Source organism: Arenibacterium sp. CAU 1754, from assembly GCF_054482635.1.
Genome location: NZ_JBTLRG010000001.1, coordinates 297438 through 313909, shown reverse-complemented (window position 1 = coordinate 313909; position 16472 = coordinate 297438). Strand labels below are relative to the sequence as shown.

Here is a 16472-nt window from a genome sequence, read left to right as displayed (position 1 = left end):
CTCAGTGCTCTGCCTCCAATGCGGCGCCCAGATACGCCTCTTGTACTTTTGGATTTGCGCGCACCTCTTCGGGGCGCCCGGTCGCGATGATTTCGCCATAGACCAGAACCGAGATATAATCGGCCAGACCGAACACAACGCCCATGTCATGTTCCACCATGATCAGGGTCTTGTTCTCGGTAACCTTTCGGATCAGGTCGACGATGTAATCGGTTTCCGAATGGCTCATGCCAGCGGTTGGTTCGTCGAGCATGATCACGTCGGCCCCACCGGCGATGGTGATACCGATCTCCAGAGCCCGCTGTTCAGCGTATGACAGGACACCGGCAGGCAGATCACGGCGCGCCGTCAGGTTGATTTGATCAAGGATTTCATCCGCCCCTTCGGTCAGATCGCGCGAGCGGCTGACCATGTTCCAGAACGAATATTTGTACCCATGCGACCAGAGCAGCGAACACCGGACGTTCTCGAACACTGTCATCTTGGGAAAGATGTTGGTGATCTGAAACGACCGCGACAGGCCCATCCGGTTGATTTGGAACGGCGCCTTGCCGGCGAGATCCTTACCATGCAGGCGAACCGTGCCGCTGGTCGGCGGAAACCGTCCGGTAATCAGGTTGAACAGGGTCGATTTGCCGGCCCCGTTCGGCCCGATGATCGCATGGCGTTCGCCTTTTCCGATGTTCAGGTCGATGCCGCGGATGATCTCGGTCTTGCCAAAACTTTTGCGCAAACCTTCAATCTGAAGTGCGGGAGTACTCATGCTGCACCTCCTTCCGGGGTATTGGCATCGGCCCACGCTTCGCGCAGCGCAGGTGCCGTCAGGCGGGTCAGATAGATCGCGACGGCAGTCACACCGATGGCGATGACCCAAGGCAAGATCGCATGGCTGTCGAAGGTGGTCCAGAATACCGTCATCTCATTGTCGCCGGTCGCCGCGTGGCGAAAGTGGAACGTCATCTCGACCAATGCGGACAGGCCACATACCGCAATCGCAGCAGGTATGAGCGTTTTTATATACGGCATCACCAATTGACCGGCTTTGCCCAGTCTGAACACCGGCACATGCATCATCAGCAACCCTGCCAGACCACCGGGGAAGAACATCACCGTGGCCAAGAACAGAACACCGGCATAAAAGGCCCAGAGTTCGGTGTGAAGCGACAGAACGGTTTGCAGCAGGGTAAAGGCGATGGCGCCAATGATCGGCCCGAAGAAGAAGCCGACGCCGCCCAGGAAGGTCACCAGAAGGATCACGCCCGAGGATGTGGTATTGAGGTTCTCTTCGGTCAGGATTTCATAGTTGATGGCAAAGAGCCCCCCCGCCACGCCGGCAAAAAAGCCAGACGCCACGAAGCTGTAGAACCGCACCCATCGGGCCGAGTACCCAAGGAACTCGGCACGTTCGGGATTGTCCCGCACAGCGTTGGCCATCCGACCGACCGGCGTGCGCGAATAAAGGTACATCAACACCGCCGAAATCATCAGCCAGGCGGCGATCAGATAATAGACCTCGATCTGCTGCGCGAAATCGAAACCGAAGAACGGCAGACCTTCATCGCGATAGCCCGAGACACCTTCTTCACCACCGAAGAAGACCACGATGATCACCGAACAGGCGGCGATCAGCTCACCCACCCCGAGTGAAATCATCGCGAAAACGGTACCCGCACTTCGCGTCGAGAAGCTGCCCACGATCATCGCAAGCCCCATACCGAACAGACCGCCGACGATCGGCAGGAACGGCATCGGGACAGGCGCGCCCGTGTCTGAGATCCAGTTCATGACATGCACGGCCATAAAGCCACCGACGCCCATATAGACGGCGTGGCCAAAGCTGAGCATCCCGCCCTGCCCCAAAAGCATGTTATAGGCCAGGGCGAAGATGATCGTGATCGACATCTGGTTCATGATGGTCAGAGCAGACCGCGACGGGAAGATGTATGGCATCAAAACCAAAAGCAAAGCTGCGATGATCCACGGCGTTGCACTGATGCTCAGAGAACCGGCACGCATACGCTGCGCAGGCTTGGTCGGGTCGGTAGTGATCTGGTCTTGCTCGCTCATGCGTCACGCTTTCCGAAAAGGCCGTAAGGGCGAAAAATCAGGATCAGCACCATCAGGATATACGGGAGGATGTCCGCAATCTGGGGGCTGGTTACGGTCCAGAGGTCACGCCATACGCTGTCACCCAGGTTCTCGGGCGTTGAGATCCCGATACCGTTCAGGATGTCTGACATGGCGATGTTGTAGGACTTGGCGAAGGTGGTGATCCACCCGATCAGCAGGGACGCCACCAGGGCCCCCCAAAGTGACCCCAAGCCCCCGATCACGATCGTCACGAACACGATCGACCCAAGCACAAAGGCCATGCCAGGAAATGTCCCAAGAACAGGCCCCGCAATCACACCGGCAACACCGGCAAGCGCCGTGCCGACGCCAAAGACGCCCATAAAGATCAGCGGCACGTTATGGCCCAACGCCTCGACCGTGCGCGGATAGCTGAGAGCCGCCTGAATGATCATGCCGACACGTGTCTTGGTCAGAATGTAAAGCAGGCCGATGAAGATTCCGACAGAGATGAAGATCATGAAAATCTTGTAGGCCGGAATGGAGTTGCCCGCGATGGAGAAGGCCGTGAAGTTCAGAATATCTGGAATATCGTAGGGCATCTGGTTCTTGCCCCAGATGAACTGCACCAGTTCTTCGATCAAAAGCGCCAACCCGAAGGTAAAGATCAGTTCCGGCACGTGGCCATATTGATGGACCCGGCGCAGGCCGTATCGTTCGACCCCTGCCCCCATCACACCAACAATCAACGGAGCAATAAGTAGCCCCATCCAGAAGCCCAAGGCGATGCTGATTTGATAGGCAAAATACGCGCCCAACATGTAAAAACTGGCATGAGCGAAGTTTAGAACGCCCATCATCGAGAAGATCAGGGTGAGACCGGCCGAGAGCATGAACAGCAATAGGCCAGTCACCAGCCCGTCGATCAAATTGACGAGTATGAGGTCCATAGGGCCCCTCCGGTGGCTAATTGGTCGTGGAATGCAACAAAAGCGTGCGCGCCCCACCCCAAAAGGGACGGAGCGCGGCAAGTGTCGCTTATGGGCGCTTCATCTCGCAGGTCGTCTCGATATCGGCCGACGCGTTGGTCACCGTGTTCTCGATTTTCAGACCATATCCCGAGTTGTCGTAGTCGAAGGGTGTTTCGACGTCGGTATGCGCATAGATGTGCACGTCCTGGATCAGCTGGTGATCCTGCGGACGCATGTAGAGCTCACCGCTCCACAGGCTATCGCTGAACTTCATGCCTTCCAGCTTGCTGGCCACCGCGACCACGTCATCGGCGGTGCCGGCTTCGTCGATCGCCTGCGCCAGCATCTGGATCACGTTGGTGATACGCGACTGGCTGATGTTGCCGTCCGGGTATTTCGCCTTGAAGGCACGAATATACTCCTGCGCTTCGGGCTTTGCGGGCGGGTTGTTGCCACCTTCGGCCACGAGACGCAGCGAACCCTTTCCGCTTTCGCCAAAGGCGGCAGTAATGCCGTCGGCGGCAGCGTAATAGGTGTAGATCGGACCTTCAAAGCCGTTCTCGATCACCGATTTACCAAGGCCCAGCATGTCGGCGCCCCAGTTGCCGGTTATGACCGCGTCAGCTTCGGACGCGACGATCTTGCGGCTGTAGGGGGTGAAGTCCTTCACCTTGCCGATCGGGTGCAGTTCGTTGCCCACGATTTCAATGTCAGGGCGCTTTTCGCCCAGGAACTTGACCGCAGCGGCGGCCACGGCCTTACCAAAGCTGTAGTCCTGCCCGATGATATAGACCTTCTTGATACCGTCGTCCTGCGCGATCACGTCCGTCAGCGCGTCCATCTTGATGTCCGCGTTGGCATCGAAACGGAAGTGCCAGAAGTTGCACTTATCGTTGGTCAGCGCCGGATCAACAGCCGAATAGTTCAGGAACAACACGCGGCTGTCGGGGTTGCGGCGGTTGTGCTTGTCGATGGCTTCGGTCAGTGCGTTGGCCACGCCCGAGCTGTTGCCCTGCGCGATATAACGAATGCCCTGGTCGATGGCGACCTGCAACTGGATCAGCGATTCCTTGGGGCTGATCTTGTTGTCGAAGCCGACGATTTCGAAAATCTTTCCGTCCAGTACGCCGCCCTTTTCGTTCACCAGCGTCTCGGCGGCGAATTCGTACTGGTGCAGGCCGTTGGTCCCGGTGCTCGCGAACGGACCTGACAAAGGATCGATAAAGGCGATCTTGATGTTTTCAGCCATGACAGCCGTTGCACTGACGGACAGAGCAAGCGCTGCTGCAACGCCGAACTTAAATGTTTTGCGCATGTGATTTCCTCCCTAACACATAGCCCGGAATGCTTTGGTGCATTTTTCAACGGGCTTGGCGTGAGAGTTGCACATAACCACCCAATGTCAAGCATTGCGGAATTCCGTTTCACTGTTCACGGGCCGACACAGGACCGTGAACACGGACTGCCACCACTGGCGCACCGCCCGGCTTCCACCGCCCAACCCAATGCAATGCGATCCTGACGCCGCGAGAATAATGTAACTTCGCCTCGTAGGTAATTGTTTCTTTTATATATTTGGAATACTCAACAACGCCCTTCTGCCCCGGCGTGACCGGGTTCGGAAACAGTGCAGCTGCAGAAAAAAGAGGTCGGCTCCATCGGCCCTTTGATCTCAGACACAGCGGGCCACCATAATTTAAATGTCGAAATAATTCTCTCTACCCACAGGTCTCCGGAAATCCTCATATTTCGCGGTGCAAAATTTTCTTTCGCACAACGGAAGTGATTCTCGGAAAGGGGGTTTGACGCCCGGACCGGGCCGTTTCAGCCGCGGAAACTGAGGCTTTTAGCAGCGGAAATCAGATGCTTGGCGTAATAGGTTTCAAGCTGCTTGGGCTTTACATGAAAGGCCGGGCCACCGACGTTCATGCCATAGACCCGCGCCCCGTTCAGCGAAAAGACCGGAACCGCGATGCCATTCACGTCGGGCCGCCAGTCACCATATCCCCGGCAAATACCCTCGGACTCGTATTCAGCCTTGGCCGAGGCAAAACTTTCGCGCCGCGCCTGTTCCTGGTCCGGATGTTCCCGGGCACCAAGATCAAAGACGGCCTCGCGGTCCTCGTCGGACATGCCCACCAGAATGGCCCGTCCGATGGCGGAAAAGAACAGCGGCAGCCGGGACCCGACGCGCATCGTCAGCGCGACATCCTCGCGCGAACTCTGCACTGCAACATAGACGACATCCAGACGATGGCGTTCGCCCAGGGCCACCGTGATGTAAGAGTTGGGACCATTGCGCAGCGCGCGCATCACCTCGGCCGCGCGGTCGGCGATGTCCATCCCAGACAACACCCCGAACCCCAGTTGCAGCACCCCTGCCCCCAGCCTGTAGGTGCCTGTCCGCGGATCGGCAACCAGATAGTCCAGTTTGCACAAGGTGTGCGTCAGGCGGGAGACGGTCGGTTTGGGCAGACCGGTGCGTTCGGCAAAGTCGGTGTTGGTCAGTTCGATTTCATTTGGGCGAAAGCACCGCAGCACCTCGAGCCCGCGGGCAAGCGCGGTGACGAAGTTCCGGTCCTTGGCATCTTCGCCGTCGGTCGTGAAATCCAGATCTGTCATGCAATTCGCTCTCCGTGGGTCCGCGCCTGTGCCTAGCCGTGCAGCGCATCCAGCCCGCGTTGGGCAAAGGCCGGAACATACTGGCCCAGCGTGAGCGCCCGTTCCGGGTTTGACGCATTGCCATCAAGCGCCCGTTTCAACACGCCCTGAATGATCCCCGCCATGCGGAAGAAACAGAAAGACAGGTAAAAGCCGAAATTCTCGATTTCGGGCAGGCTGCGACGCTGGCAATAAGCGGCGATGAATTCCTCGTCCGAAGGCAGGCCCAGTGCCTTGCGATCCACCCCGGCCAACCCGCGCCCTTCGTTCCCCGCCGGCATCTGCCACTGCATGATGACCGAGGCCAGATCGGCATAAGGGTGCCCGATGGTCGACAGTTCCCAGTCGAGCACGGCAAGGCATTTGGTGCCGTTCTTTTCGAACATCATATTGTCGATGCGATAATCGCCATGCACCAGCGTGCGCTGACCGTCATCGGGTGGCATGTTCGCAACCAGCTCTTCCATCAGCTGATCCATCGCCGGAACGGATTCCGTTTCCGAAGCGCGATACTGTTTCGACCAGCGCGCGACCTGACGTTCATAGTAGTTTCCCGGCGGGCCGTAATCGGACAGGCCGACGGCATCGACATCGACCATGTGCAATTCGGCCAGCACGCGGTTCATTTCGTCGATGACGGCGCCGCGGTCGGCATTGGTCAGCCCCTCAAGCGTGGGTTGGCGAAAGTTGCGCCCATCCACGTGATCCATGATGTAAAAGGCCGACCCGATCACGCTGTCGTCTTCACAGAGCAGATGCATCTTGGCGACAGGCACCTTGGTGTCGGCAAGCGCGCTTTGAACACGAAACTCCCGATCGACCGCGTGGGCCGATTTCAACAGAACCCCCGGCGGTTTGCGCCGCAGCACGTAGTTGTGCGTCGGAGTCTTCAGCAGGAAGGTCGGGTTGGATTGCCCGACGTCGAATTTGGTGGCCTCGATCGGCCCCTCGAACCCGGGGAGGTGTTCGCTCAGATAGGCGGCGACCGCCGCGGTATCCAATGTCTGTGTGTCGGCCATGGCCATGTCCTCAGCTATAGGTCAGCAATTGCGCGCGATCGGCGGGTGCCAGATGCGGGGTCGCGTTGAATTCATGCAGGAAAAACACGCTGTTTGAAAAGATGAACCGCGTCATCGACGTGTTTTTCACCTGCAGGTTCAGGGTCATCATCTGCGCCTTCGGGGCGCTGAGCGCGTTGGCCACCAGCTGCCCGATGGGGCCACCGGAACTGATGACCAGAACGCGGCGCGCGTCGGTATCGGTTGCAAAATCGCGCGCGGCGGCGACCCGGTTTTCAAAGTCCGTCCAGCTTTCTGCGGCGCCGTGAAGCCCGCCATCCTGCCATTCTAAGATCGTGTCCCGAAGGGTGCGGAAATGGGTCTTGCGATCCCCGCGCACATCGTCGGGCACCTGCCCGTCGAACCGCACATTCAACAGGTCGTGAAAATCATATTCGTTCAGCCCGGAATGCGTTTCGGGTGCGTCTCCAAACCCCATTGAGGTCAGCGTTTCCTTTTGCCGTTCAAGCGTACCGGTGACCAGACGGTCCGGCACCCAGCCAGCCTCGCGCAGGGCCTCGCCCGCCAGGCGCGACTGTTCATGCCCGATATCGGACAGCTTGTCGTAATTGTCGGCCCCGAACGAGGCCTGACCATGCCGGACAACGAGGAGTTCTGCCATGCGCTGCGCCTTGTGTTCCTGGTGCGGCGGCCACCCTCAGGGCAGCCGCCGGTTCCTGTCTCAGAATACTTCGAACAACCCGGCCGCGCCCATGCCGCCGCCCACGCACATGGTGCAGACAACGTATTTGGCGCCCCGGCGTTTGCCTTCGATCAGCGCGTGGCCCACCATGCGCGCGCCCGACATGCCATAGGGGTGACCGATCGAGATCGCGCCCCCATCGACGTTCAACAGTTCATCCGGGATGCCCAGCTTGTCGCGGCTGTAAAGCACCTGACAGGCAAAAGCCTCGTTCAGCTCCCACAGGCCGATATCGTCCATTTTCAGCCCATGCGCCGCCAGCAGTTTCGGCACGGCGAACACGGGGCCAATGCCCATTTCGTCGGGCTCACACCCGGCAGCCATGACACCGACATACCGGCCCAGCGGTTCCAGACCTTTCTTCTCGGCGACACTTGCCTCCATCACCACGGCGGCCGAGGCCCCGTCCGACAACTGGCTGGCGTTCCCGGCGGTGATGTATTTGCCTTCCTTGATGACCTGCCCGTCCTTGAACACCGGCTGCAGCGCGGCAAGGCTTTCGGCGGTGGTGCTGGGGCGGTTGCCTTCGTCCTTTGAAAGGGTGACCTCGTGTTCCGAGATCTCTTTCGTCTCGCGGTCCTGCATCTTCATGATGGTGGTCAGAGGCACGATTTCATCGTCGAACTTGCCCGCCTGCTGGGCCGAGTGGGTGCGCGCCTGGGACTGGGCTGCATAGGCATCCTGTGCCTCACGGCTCACGCCATAGCGTTCAGCCACGGTTTCGGCCGTCTCCAGCATGGTCATGTAGATATCGTTCTTGTGTTCGCGCAGCCACGGGTCGCGGTTCACGCGCATTTCGGGGGTCTGAACCATCGAGATGCTTTCGACGCCGCCGCCGATGACAACATCCATGCCGTCCATCACCACCTGCTTGGCCGCCGTGGCGATGGCCATCATGCCGCTGGCGCACTGGCGGTCCAGCGACATGCCCGCAACAGTCACCGGAAGACCGGCGCGCACCGCGGCCTGGCGGGCAACGTTGCCCCCCGAATACCCCTGCTGAAGAGCCGCCCCAAACACGCAATCGCTGATCTCGGACGGGTCTACGCCTGCGCGCTGAACCGCGTTGGAAATGGCATGTCCGGCCAGCGCCTGGGGGGTGGTGGCATTGAACGCGCCGCGATAGGCCTTGCCGATCGGGGTGCGGGCGGTTGAAACGATAACTGCGTCACGCATGTGTTTGATTTCCTTTTGATTTAGCTGCCCCAATTCAGCTTGAGCCCGCGGGCCTCGGCTGCATTGCGTGCATATTTCCGGGTTTGAGAAAACGCGTCGGTCAGCTCTTGCTGGTCCGTCGGGTCGGCGATCTTGTCAAAGGCGGCGGCGACCGCCTCGGGGGTGTTTTCATCGCCCGTCAGGGTGATGCCTTGGGTTTCATAAACCTTGGTCACCGCAAAGCTGCCTGCGCCCGCGCCAAGGATCACGCGCGATGGCGCATCCTCGCTCACCAGATAGAGCAGCCCCGGGGTGATGGTTTCGGGGGCCAGCAATTCCTGCGCATCGGGCGGCAACAGGTCCGCGGTCATCCGGGTGGCCGCCGTGGGCGCCAGCGTGTTGACGCGGATATCATCGCGCCCGCCCTCAAGGTGGAGCACATTCATCAGCCCCATCATCGCCGCCTTGGCCGCGCCATAGTTGGACTGACCGAAGTTGCCATAGAGACCGGATGCGGACGAGGTCAGAACGATCCGCCCGTATTTCTGTTCCCGCATGATCGGCCAGCAGGCATGGGCGGTCGTAGCGCTGCCCATCAAGTGCACATCGACCACCTTGCGGAAATCATCCAGCGTCATCTTGGCGAATGTCTTGTCACGCAGGATGCCCGCGTTGTTGACCAGAATGTCGATCCGGCCCCAGGCGTCCATGGTGCGGGCAACCATGTCGGTCACCTGGTCTTCATTGGCCACGTCCGCGCCATGGGCCATCGCCTCGCCGCCGGCGGCGCGAATTTCTTCGACCACGGCCTGTGCCGCGCTGTCCGAGGCGCCCGATCCATCAACAGCGGCGCCAAGGTCGTTGATGACAACCTTTGCCCCGCGTTTGGCCAGCTCCACCGCGTGGCTGCGCCCAAGGCCGGTTCCTGCTCCGGTGACAATCGCCACGCGTCCGTCAAATCTGATGCTCATGCTTTAGCTTCCTATTCTAATGCATTGCCTGGTCGAAGATATTCCCCGACGTTACCACGTTGATCCCGCCGCTGACCGGGATGACCGCGCCAGTCACATAGGACCCGCCGCGCCCACAGAGGAACAGCATGCACCCTGCGATGTCATCCTCATTGCCCACGCGTTTCAGGGGTACGTCGTCGCCCACACGGGCGCGCATGTCCTTGTCTGCCGTGGCCCAGGCGGTCATTTTCGAAACAAAGGGCCCTGGTGCCAGCGCATTCACGGTGATGTGTCGGTTCGCCATCTCCTTGGCGAGGATCTTGGTCAGGTGCAGCACCGCCGCCTTGGACGCCGAATAACTATAGGCGCCGTCGCCCATCGGCACCTCGCCCATGACCGAGCCAACGTTGACCACGCGGGCGGGATCCTCCGGGCTGGCCGAGGCCTGAAGCATCGGCAACAGTTTCTGCGTCAGATCGAACAGGCCGGCGACATTCAGGGTCATGACCTTTTCCCAGGCCTCGAACGGGAACTGGCCCAAGGGCCCGCCCCAGGCGCGACCGGCATTGTTCATAAGGATATCAAGGGCTTCAGTCCGCTTCTTGACCTCATCCACAAGGGCATCCACACCCGCCTCGGTGGACACATCCCCGGCGAACCCTTCGGCAGACCCCGGCGCATCCAGCGCGTTCAATTCGGCGGCAACCGCCTCGCACGCGTCCCCCTTGCGCGATGCGATCAGAACATGCGCCCCGGCGCGCACCAGCGCCTCGGCCGCCATCCGGCCAATCCCGGTGGCCCCGCCCGTGACAAGCGCCGTTTTGCCCGGCAGCGAAAACAATTGTTCCGGTGTCATGATCAGAACCCCCTCAGGCGCGCGACCTGCTCGGCGTGATAGCCATAATCGCCCAGCCATTCGGCACTGACCCGCGCGCGTTTCATATAGAACCCCATGTCGAAGGCATCGGTCATTCCGATCCCGCCGTGCATCTGGACCCCTTCGATCACCGCCGCTTTGGCGGTTTCGGTTGCGCGGGCCTTGGCCAGCGATACCGCCAGCGTGGCGTTTGCCGGGTCTTCGTCGAGCATGCGGCCCGCATGGGCGATGGCCGATGCGGTTACCTCGGTCTGGCACCAGAGATCGGCGGCGCGATGTTGCAGCGCCTGGAAACTGCCGATCGTGACGCCGAACTGCTTGCGTTCCTTCAGATAGCCCACGGTCATGCCAAACGCCCCCGCCGCAAGGCCCGACATTTCAGCCGCCAGCGCCGCCTGCCCGGCCTCAAGCGCGGGTTTCAGAACCGACATGGCATCATCCACGGTGCCGAGAACATCCTCACCCGTCGCCTCGACATTATCGAAATTTACCCGCGCGGAATCGCGGCTGTCGATCATGTTCTGCGACTGACGGTCGATCCCGGCGCGGTCTACGGGGATGTCAAACAGGGTCATGCCATCGTCCGTGCGGGTCAGAACCAGCAACCGGTCGGCCAGACCGCCATCGACAACAAAGGTTTTCTTGCCGTTCAGACGAAACCCGTTGCCATCGCGTGTGGCGACCATCGCCGTGGCCTCGGGCGCGAATTTATTCCCCTCGTCAACGGCCAGCGCATAGGTCGTCTCGCCCGAGGCGATACGCGACAGCGCGTCCCTTGTACGGGCGTCCGAGACCTGACGCAGGGCCGTTGCGGCAATCACCGCGCTGGACAGGAACGGGCTGGTGACCAGCGTCTTGCCCATCTCGGCCGCCAAGACCCCGGCGGCCGCATGGCCCATGTCCGATCCCCCGGCCTCTTCCGGTACAAGGATACCGGCCCAACCCATTTCGGCCATGTCTTTCCACAGGGCCGCGTCGTGTGTCTGCCCGGCATCGCGCAGTTTGCGCAGGTGCGACACGGGTGCGGCATCATCCAGAAACCCGCGCGCCGCATCGGCCAGCATGGTTTCTTCTTCAGTTCTCATCAGCGTGCTCATGTCTTTACCCCGGAAGCCCCAGAACGCGCCGCGAAACGATGCTGAGCATCACCTCGGACGTGCCGCCTTCGATTGAATTTGCCTTGGTGCGCAGCCAGTCGGCCGGACGGCTGCCATGCGGGCCATCCCATTCCAGCGCGTCACTGCCGCCTGCCGCCATCATCAGTTCATGACGGTCCTTGTTCAGCTCGGTTCCGACATATTTCAGCATGGCCGACGCATCGCCGACCCCGCCGCCGGATTCGGCCATGTCCTTGTAGCGCTCGATGGTCAGCCCGATGGCCAATGCGTCCACCTCGGCCTTGAGAGCGGCAGCGCGCAGGGTTGCATCGCTCAGCCCGCCGGTGTCATCGGACAAGATCTGACCGGGCGAACGCCCGCCGGACACACCCGTGCCACCGCCGCTGATCATGGTACGTTCATGGGTCAGCAGATGTTTTGCCACGTCCCAGCCGCGATTGACCGTGCCAACGACGCTGGAAATGCCGTCACTATGGGTTTTGGGGACTTTGACATTGTCAAAGAAGGTTTCGCAAAACGGCGATACCCCCGAGATCAGCTTGATCGGGCGGGTGGTGACGCCCTCCCACTCCATGTCGATCAGCAGAAAAGTGATTCCGAGGTGCTTCTTGGCCTCCCTGTCCGAGCGGACCAGCGCAAAGATCGCATCGGCCTGATCGGCGTATGAGGTCCAGATTTTCTGACCGTTGATCAGGTAATGATCGCCCATATCCTCGCATTTGGTCTGAACACTGGCGAGATCCGAACCCGCGCCCGGCTCGGAATAGCCCTGACACCAGCGGATTTCACCGCGCGCGATCGGCGGAAGGTAATGCAGTTTCTGCTCATGCGTGCCGAAATGCAAAAGCGCGGGGCCCAGCATCCAGATGCCAAAGCTTTGCAGGGGAAGCCGTCCATCAATGCGGTTCAGTTCTTCGAGGAATATCTTTTCCTGATCCCGGTTTAGCCCCGCACCGCCGTATTCTTTGGGCCATGTGGGTACTGTGAACCCCTTGGCCGCACAGCGTTCCAACCAGGTTTTCTGCGCATCGGACTCAAAAACCCAGTTCCTTCCGCCCCAACAGATGTTATCCCTTTGGGTGCTGGCATCGCGCATCTCGGTCGGACAGTTTTCTTCAAGCCACGCGCGCAGGTCATCCCTGAACGTGGCAAGCTCTTGAGCGTCTTGCATCAAGCTCCCCCCTTTTATGTCTCCCGTTCCGCAGAGCAGAATTGCATTTCGAAATTCGATTGACAACACCGATTTGCATGACGAAGAGTCACCTTTAAGGTGCCGAGGGGGATCGGCACAGCGCGAAATCAGGGAGAACCATTATGAAAGCCATGCTCAGCACCGCTCCGGGCGGTCCGGAAACCTTGCAACTGACGGAAACGGATGCCCCCGAGCCGGGTAAGGGCCAGGTCCGTATCCGGGTGCGCGCGGCGGGTGTGAATTTCCCCGACACGCTGATCATCCGCGACATGTACCAGGTCAAACCGCCCCGCCCCTTTGCACCGGGCGGCGAGATTTCTGGCGATGTGGATGCCATCGGCGACGGCGTGACCGGGGTTTCGGTCGGCGACCGGGTGCTGGGCCTGACCGGCTTCGGCGGGTTTGCGACACAGGTCAATGTGGACGCGGCCAAGATCGTGAAGATCCCCGACAACATGCCCTATGAGGACGCCGCCTGTTTCATCTTTACCTACGGCACATCGCATCATGCGCTCAAGGACCGGGCGCATTTGAAAGCGGGTGAATCCCTTTTGATCCTCGGGGCTGCGGGCGGTGTCGGCGCGGCGGCCATCGAACTGGGCAAGGCCGCTGGCGCACGGGTGATTGCCGGGGTGTCATCGCAGGAAAAGGCCGATTTCTGCAAATCCATCGGCGCGGATGAGACCCTGATCTATCCGCGCGAGCTGGACAAGGACGGCCAAAAGGCGTTCTCGGCCCAGATCAAGGAGATCGTCGGCGCGAAAGGCGTCGATGTGGTCTATGATGCGGTTGGCGGCGCCTATGCCGAACCTGCGATCCGCGCGCTGGCTTGGGAAGGCCGGTTCCTGGTGGTTGGCTTCCCCGCCGGCATTCCGAAAATCCCGCTGAACCTGCCGCTGCTCAAGGGCTGTCAGATCGTCGGTGTGTTCTGGGGGGCCTCGACCATGCAGGACCCCAAGGGCCACCAGGAAAACGTGGCCGAGCTGTTCAAGATGTATGCGGATGGCAAGATCAAGCCACAGATCAGCGCCCGGTTCCCGCTGGAACAGGCCGCCGATGCGCTGGTGATGATGCAAGACCGCAAGGTGATGGGCAAAGTTGTCCTGACGATCGACTGATCCGGGTCAGTCCAGATGCGCGATGTCGTTGAACCCCTTGGGCCACATGCGATCCCCCCGGATCACGATCCGGCTGATCGAACCGTTGGCCGCGCCGTTGAAGGCAAACGGCTGTGCGCCGCTGGCAATCGCCATGGCCGCGCCAATGACACCGCCATGTACCACGACGGCAACCCGTTGGTCGGGATGCGCGGCGGCGATGCGCAACAGGCCGGTGCGCACCCGGTCATGCAGGATCCCGGTGGTTTCGGCCCCGGGGATTTCGCCCCACTCCTGCCGGTCGTTGGCGCGCTGAAACTCGGGCGCGCCCTCGGCGGCCTTGATCCGGTACATGCCGCCGTCCCAGTCGCCCAGATGAACCTCATGCAGGTCCGGGTCGATCATCGGCGTCAGGCCAAGATGCACGGCCAGCGGCGCCGCCGTCTGGTGCGTACGGCGCAGTTTGGTGACATAAATCGCCGACAGCGGGTCGGACTTCAGCCGCTCTCCCACCAGAACCGCCTGCCGTTCCCCTTCGGGATGCAGCGCCGGATCGCCATGCCCATCGACCAGCGGAAAGGATTCGCCCGGCCGCGCGGCCTCGGTCCGGCCATGGCGGATCAGAAGAAGATCGGCCGCCCCTTCGGGCGGAGCATAGACCGGCTGATGATATTCCTGGCTCATCCTGGCATTCCTCGTGACTGGCATTTGCAAACAATGGCCTTGCTCCTAACGGGAAAGGACACCCGATGACAACACGGCACCTCGACACAGGCACTGACGAATTGCTGTGCCACGTCGCCGATCACGTGGCGACCATATCCCTGAACAACCCGGCCAAGCGCAATGCGCTAAGCAACGACATTACCGCCGGTCTGGAACGGATGCTGGCCGAGACCGAGGCAGATCCGGATGTCCGGGTGCTGGTCTTGACCGGAACGAACGGGGCGTTCTGTGCGGGTGGCGACATCGGTGGGATGGGCGACACGCTTGCAGGTGGCGGCGCACCGGACATCGCGACGATGGTTGAGCGGCTGCGCGCGGCTCAGAACGCGATCTCGCTGAAACTCTATCACTTTCCCAAGCCAACCATCGCCGCCCTGCCCGGCCCTGCTGCCGGTGCGGGCATGTCGATTGCGCTGGCCTGTGATCTGCGGATTGCCAGCCAAAGCGCCTTTCTGGCCCCCGCCTTTGGCAAGATCGCACTGTCGGGCGATTTCGGCGGCACGTGGTATCTGTCGCGCCTGATCGGACCCGGCCGCGCCAAGGAAGTCTATTACACCAGCCGCCGCATAGACGCACAGGAAGGCACCGATCTGGGTCTGTTCAACCGTGTCGTGACCGACGCGGCGCTGGAACAGGAAACCGCCGCCTTTGCCGGTGAAATCGCCGCCGGGCCGCCTGTTGCGCTGGCCTATATGAAGGCGAACCACAACACAGCCGCGGTGGCAAATTTGCAAACGACGCTGGACATGGAGGCCGATCACATGATCCGCGCCATGCTGAGCGAGGATCACAAGGCTGCCGCGCGCGCCTTTCTGGAAAAGAAGCCTGTCGTGTTCAACGGCAGCTGATACAGGGACGTCCCGACATGAAAAACAAACAGATCATCATTGCCGAACTGCCCAAGGGCACGCTGACGCAGGACCATTTCGAAAGCCGGGAAACCGACATGCCCGTGCCCGGCGACGGTGAGGTGCTGTTGCGCACCGTGCTGATGTCGATCGACGCGGCCAACCGGTCCTGGATGCAGGGCGCGACTTATCGCGATCCGGTTCTGGCCGGGGATGCCATGCCCACCTACGCGATCAGCGAAGTGATGCAGTCCAACAGCCCGCGCCTGAGCAAGGGCGATCTGGTCGCCGCCGAATCCACCTGGTCGCAATACACGGTGGCCAAGGCGCACAAGATTCAGAAACTGCCCGATATCCGCCCGGTGTCCAACCTGATGTCGGTCTATGGAATCGCCGGGAAAACCGCGTTCCATGGGCTGATCGGCGTAGGTCGCCCGATTGCCGGGGAAACGGTTCTGGTATCCGCCGCCGCCGGGTCGGTCGGCGGCTATGTCGGCCAGATCGCCAAAGCGCTGGGCTGTCGCGTGGTCGGCATCGCCGGCGGGCAGGAAAAATGTGACTGGGTCGTTGATACACTTGGGTTCGACGCCTGTGTCGATTACCGCGATCCGGGCATGTTCAAGGCGCTGCGCGCCGCCTGCCCCGATGGTGTGGACGTCTATTTCGACAATGTCGGCGGCGGCGTCCTGGAAACAGCGCTGTTCGTGATGAACAACCGGGGACGCGTGGTGTGTTGTGGCGCGATCAGCCAGTATGACACCACATCGCCCAGCGGACCGCGCAACCTGCCCGGTCTGGTCGTGGTCAAACGCCTGCGCATGGAGGGGTTCATCGTGATGGATTTCGCCGATCAGGACGCCACCGCCTTGCGGGCATTGCAGACCTGGGTGGCCAATGGCCAGATCAAGGTGTTCGAAGATGTTGTCGAGGGGCTGGAGAATGCCCCATCGGCGCTCATCGGCCTGCTGGCCGGTGAAAACAAGGGCAAGCGGATGGTGCGCGTCGGCGCCGATCCGACATAATTGAAATCGGGGGAAAAACAC

The 16472-nt window shown here is 60.9% G+C and carries 16 protein-coding genes; 3 read left to right on the top strand and 13 right to left on the bottom strand.

Annotated elements, in window-relative coordinates:
* Nucleotide 1 precedes the first annotated feature (1 nt).
* From ACXYMO_RS01555 to ACXYMO_RS01500, 12 genes are all read right to left on the bottom strand, one after another.
* A complete protein-coding gene (locus ACXYMO_RS01555; protein WP_458876886.1) occupies nt 2-763 on the bottom strand; it encodes an ABC transporter ATP-binding protein in 762 nt (253 codons plus the stop codon).
* Nucleotides 760-2067 (bottom strand): branched-chain amino acid ABC transporter permease, encoded by a 1308-nt coding sequence (locus ACXYMO_RS01550; protein WP_458876885.1) that lies wholly within the window; start codon nt 2065-2067, stop codon nt 760-762. The genes ACXYMO_RS01555 and ACXYMO_RS01550 overlap by 4 nt, the downstream gene beginning before the upstream one ends.
* Nucleotides 2064-3020: a branched-chain amino acid ABC transporter permease gene (locus ACXYMO_RS01545; protein ID WP_458876884.1), complete on the bottom strand. Its 957-nt coding sequence runs from the start codon at nt 3018-3020 to the stop codon at nt 2064-2066. Before ACXYMO_RS01545 ends, ACXYMO_RS01550 begins: the two co-directional genes overlap by 4 nt.
* Before the next feature lie 88 nt (nt 3021-3108).
* Nucleotides 3109-4356 carry a branched-chain amino acid ABC transporter substrate-binding protein gene (locus tag ACXYMO_RS01540; RefSeq protein WP_458876883.1) on the bottom strand — a complete coding sequence of 416 codons (1248 nt, stop codon included), beginning with the start codon at nt 4354-4356 and terminating at the stop codon, nt 3109-3111.
* A gap of 509 nt (nt 4357-4865) precedes the next feature.
* Nucleotides 4866-5663: an IclR family transcriptional regulator gene (locus tag ACXYMO_RS01535; protein ID WP_458876882.1), complete on the bottom strand. Its 798-nt coding sequence runs from the start codon at nt 5661-5663 to the stop codon at nt 4866-4868.
* A 32-nt stretch (nt 5664-5695) separates the two neighbouring features.
* On the bottom strand, nt 5696-6727 hold the full coding sequence (locus tag ACXYMO_RS01530; RefSeq protein ID WP_458876881.1) for a phosphotransferase family protein: 1032 nt from the start codon (nt 6725-6727) through the stop codon (nt 5696-5698).
* Between the two features lie 4 nt (nt 6728-6731).
* Entirely contained in the window at nt 6732-7382 is a 651-nt protein-coding gene (locus ACXYMO_RS01525; protein ID WP_458876880.1) for a histidine phosphatase family protein, read from the bottom strand.
* 60 nt (nt 7383-7442) lie between these two features.
* Entirely contained in the window at nt 7443-8639 is a 1197-nt protein-coding gene (locus tag ACXYMO_RS01520) for an acetyl-CoA C-acyltransferase (RefSeq protein ID WP_458876879.1), read from the bottom strand.
* Between the two features lie 20 nt (nt 8640-8659).
* On the bottom strand, nt 8660-9589 hold the full coding sequence (locus ACXYMO_RS01515; protein ID WP_458876878.1) for an SDR family NAD(P)-dependent oxidoreductase: 930 nt from the start codon (nt 9587-9589) through the stop codon (nt 8660-8662).
* Nucleotides 9590-9605: 16 nt separating this feature from the next.
* Nucleotides 9606-10427 (bottom strand): SDR family oxidoreductase, encoded by an 822-nt coding sequence (locus ACXYMO_RS01510; RefSeq protein WP_458876877.1) that lies wholly within the window; start codon nt 10425-10427, stop codon nt 9606-9608.
* Between the two features lie 2 nt (nt 10428-10429).
* Nucleotides 10430-11545 carry an acyl-CoA dehydrogenase family protein gene (locus ACXYMO_RS01505; protein ID WP_458876876.1) on the bottom strand — a complete coding sequence of 372 codons (1116 nt, stop codon included), beginning with the start codon at nt 11543-11545 and terminating at the stop codon, nt 10430-10432.
* Between the two features lie 4 nt (nt 11546-11549).
* Nucleotides 11550-12737, bottom strand: a complete 1188-nt coding sequence (locus ACXYMO_RS01500) for an acyl-CoA dehydrogenase family protein (RefSeq protein ID WP_458876875.1) — start codon at nt 12735-12737, stop codon at nt 11550-11552.
* A 143-nt stretch (nt 12738-12880) separates the two neighbouring features.
* Between ACXYMO_RS01500 and ACXYMO_RS01495 the strand changes: the two genes are divergently transcribed.
* Nucleotides 12881-13876 (top strand): NADPH:quinone oxidoreductase family protein, encoded by a 996-nt coding sequence (locus tag ACXYMO_RS01495; protein WP_458876874.1) that lies wholly within the window; start codon nt 12881-12883, stop codon nt 13874-13876.
* Nucleotides 13877-13882: 6 nt separating this feature from the next.
* Here the strand turns inward: ACXYMO_RS01495 and ACXYMO_RS01490 are convergent, their stop codons facing one another.
* Nucleotides 13883-14539, bottom strand: coding sequence for a histidine phosphatase family protein (locus ACXYMO_RS01490; RefSeq protein WP_458876873.1), 657 nt, complete (start codon nt 14537-14539; stop codon nt 13883-13885).
* Between the two features lie 65 nt (nt 14540-14604).
* Here ACXYMO_RS01490 and ACXYMO_RS01485 point away from each other — a divergent pair, with 65 nt between their 5' ends.
* Nucleotides 14605-15429: an enoyl-CoA hydratase-related protein gene (locus ACXYMO_RS01485; protein WP_458876872.1), complete on the top strand. Its 825-nt coding sequence runs from the start codon at nt 14605-14607 to the stop codon at nt 15427-15429.
* Nucleotides 15430-15446: 17 nt separating this feature from the next.
* Nucleotides 15447-16451 (top strand): NADP-dependent oxidoreductase, encoded by a 1005-nt coding sequence (locus ACXYMO_RS01480; RefSeq protein WP_458876871.1) that lies wholly within the window; start codon nt 15447-15449, stop codon nt 16449-16451.
* The last annotated feature ends 21 nt before the right edge of the window (nt 16452-16472 follow it).